We start from the raw sequence: 2626 nt of genomic DNA, 5'->3' as shown, positions 1-2626 counted from the left end.
GACCGGCGCCTACCGCGCCTCGACCTGGGCGGCGCTGATCGCGGCCTCGGGCGTGATCTTCTCGGCGGTCTATGCGCTGACGCTGTATCGCGCCGTGATGTTCGGCGAGATCACCAATCCGAAGCTCCAGAGCATCACCGACATCGACAAGCGCGAACTGCTGCTGTTCGTGCCGCTGATCGTCGGCACCCTCTGGCTGGGCGTCTATCCGGGCGCCGTCCTCGATTACACCGGGCCCGCCGTCGAGGCCCTGACCAATGCCTATCGCGTCGCGATCGGCGGGTGAGACTGAAGCATGATTGACCTCTCCTCGGCCCTTCACCTCGCCGCCTCGGAAGCCACCCTGGCGGTCGGCGCCCTGGTGCTGCTCATGGTCGGCGCCTTCGCCGGCGACAAGAGCACGCGCCTGGTGTCGCTGCTGTCCGTCCTGCTGCTGATCGCCGGCGCGGTGATCGCCATCACCGGCCCCTGGGGCCAGGCGTTCAACGGCGCCTATGTCGCCGATCCGCTGGCCATCTACGGCAAGAGCGTCATCTATCTGGCCTCGGCCGTGGCCATCGTCCTGGGCGACGGCTGGATGCGGCGCACCCGCATCGCCAAGACCGAATATCCGATCCTGATCGTGCTGGCCGCGGTCGGCATGGGGATGATGGCGTCGTCGGGCGACCTGATCTCCATGTACGTGGGCATCGAGCTGCATTCGCTGGCGCTCTACGTCCTGGCCGCCTTCCACCGCGACGACGCCAAGGCGTCGGAGGCGGGCCTGAAGTATTTCGTCCTGGGCGCGCTGTCGTCGGGCCTGCTGCTGTATGGCGCCAGCCTGATCTACGGCTTCGCGGGGTCGATGCGGTTCGAGGACATCGCCGCCTTCGCCGTGGACAATCCCGGCCCGGGCCTGATCTTCGGCCTGGTCTTCCTAATCTGCGGCCTGGCGTTCAAGGTCTCGGCCGCGCCGTTCCACATGTGGACGCCGGACGTCTACGAGGGCGCGCCGACGCCGGTCGTGGCCCTGTTCGCCACCGCGCCCAAGATGGCCGCCATGGTCCTGATCGCCCGTGCGCTGGAAGGCGGCTTCGGCGAGGCCCACGCCCAGTGGTCTCAGGTGCTGGTCGCCATCTCCCTGGTCAGCTTCGCGGTCGGCGCCTTCGGCGGCCTGGCCCAGAAGGACATCCAGCGCCTGCTGGCCTATTCGTCGATCGCCAACATCGGCTACGCCCTGCTGGGCCTGGCCGCCGGCACTTCGGCGGGGCTGCAGGCCATGCTGATCTTCATGACCCTGTACGTCATCGACCAGATCGGCTTCTTCGCCATCCTGCTGTCGCTGTCCAAGTCGGGTCGCCCGATCCGTCGCATCCAGGACCTGGCCGGGCTGAAGAAGGACCGGCCGCTGACGGCGGTGGCCCTGACGGTCCTGTCGCTGTCGGTGCTGGGGATGCCGCCGATGTCGGGCTTCTGGGCCAAGTACTATGTCTTCGGCGCCGCCGCGAACGCCGGGCTGTGGATCGTAGCCGCCATCGGCCTGGTCGCCTCGGTCGTGGCGGCCTTCTACTATCTGCGAATCATCAAGCTGATGTGGTTCGACGCCCCGGCCGACGAGGTCGCGACCGACAAGGCGCCGATCGAGGCCAAGTGGATCGGCTGGGCCGCCGCGGCCTTCTCCTTCCCCCTGGTCCTGGGCGCCCTGGCCTGGCTGGAGCCGGTGACCAAGGCCGCCGCCGCCGGCTTCGGGAACGGGTAGGGCGGTGAACGCCGCCCCCCTCGTCATCCTCGACGAGATCGACTCGACCAACGCCGAGGCGCGCCGCCTGGCCGAGGCCGGAGAGACGGGACCCCGCTGGATCGTGGCCCGCCGCCAGACGGCCGGCCGTGGCCGGCGCGGTCGTCACTGGAGCACCGAGCCGGGCAATCTGGCCGCCACTCTTCTGCTGCACACGCCGATGAAGGCGGGCGAGGCGGCCAAGGCCACCTTCGTCGCGGCCCTGGCGGTCGCGGACCTGCTGGACGTCTTCGTCTCGCCGGCGCTGGTCGCGATCAAATGGCCCAACGACGTCCTGCTGGACGGAACCAAGGTGTCGGGCATCCTGGTCGAAAGCGGCCCGCATCCGGCTGGCGGCCTGTGGCTGGCCATCGGCGTCGGCGTCAACCTGGCCCATGCCCCGGCCGAGACCGAGCGCGGCGCGACCGCCGTGGCGGAACGTCTGCGCGGCGACCTGGGCTTCGCCCCGCCGGTCGAGGCGGCGGCCGAAATCCTGGCCGAGACCTTCGCCGTCTGGTGGGGCCGCTGGCGCACCCTGGGCTTCGACCCCATCCTGGACGCCTGGACCAGCCGACTGGTCGGACTGAACGGACCGTGCACCGCGCGGCTGGAGCATGAGACGCTGGAGGGCGTGGCCGAAGGCGTGGAGGCGGACGGCGCGCTTCGCCTGCGACTGGCCGACGGGTCGCACCGCATCATCTCGGCCGGCGACGTCTTCTTCGGGCCTGGCTCCAGAATCGTGGCGGCCTGATGCTGCTGGCCATCGAACAGGGCAACACCAACACGCTGTTCGCGATCCACGACGGAAACGAGTGGACCGCCCAATGGCGCACCGCGACCGACGCCAGCCGCACGGCCGATGAGTATGCT

At 69.6% G+C, this 2626-nt stretch carries 3 protein-coding genes and 1 pseudogene; all 4 read left to right on the top strand.

Annotated elements, in window-relative coordinates:
• Window positions 1-286 (top strand): annotated as a pseudogene (locus tag B2U11_RS00800) (NADH-quinone oxidoreductase subunit M); the annotation flags it as partial.
• A 9-nt stretch (window positions 287-295) separates the two neighbouring features.
• Window positions 296-1738 carry an NADH-quinone oxidoreductase subunit NuoN gene (gene nuoN / locus B2U11_RS00795; protein ID WP_292069081.1) on the top strand — a complete coding sequence of 481 codons (1443 nt, stop codon included), beginning with the start codon at window positions 296-298 and terminating at the stop codon, window positions 1736-1738.
• A 4-nt stretch (window positions 1739-1742) separates the two neighbouring features.
• On the top strand, window positions 1743-2507 hold the full coding sequence (locus B2U11_RS00790) for a biotin--[acetyl-CoA-carboxylase] ligase (RefSeq protein WP_292069079.1): 765 nt from the start codon (window positions 1743-1745) through the stop codon (window positions 2505-2507).
• Window positions 2504-2626 (top strand): type III pantothenate kinase (locus tag B2U11_RS00785; RefSeq protein WP_292069089.1); only part of this gene is annotated, 123 nt, incomplete at its 3' end. The genes B2U11_RS00790 and B2U11_RS00785, both read left to right, overlap by 4 nt.

It is taken from the genome of Brevundimonas sp. UBA7534 (assembly GCF_002479325.1).
Taxonomy (GTDB): Bacteria; Pseudomonadota; Alphaproteobacteria; order Caulobacterales; family Caulobacteraceae; genus Brevundimonas.
This window is presented reverse-complemented; position numbering and strand designations above follow the sequence as displayed.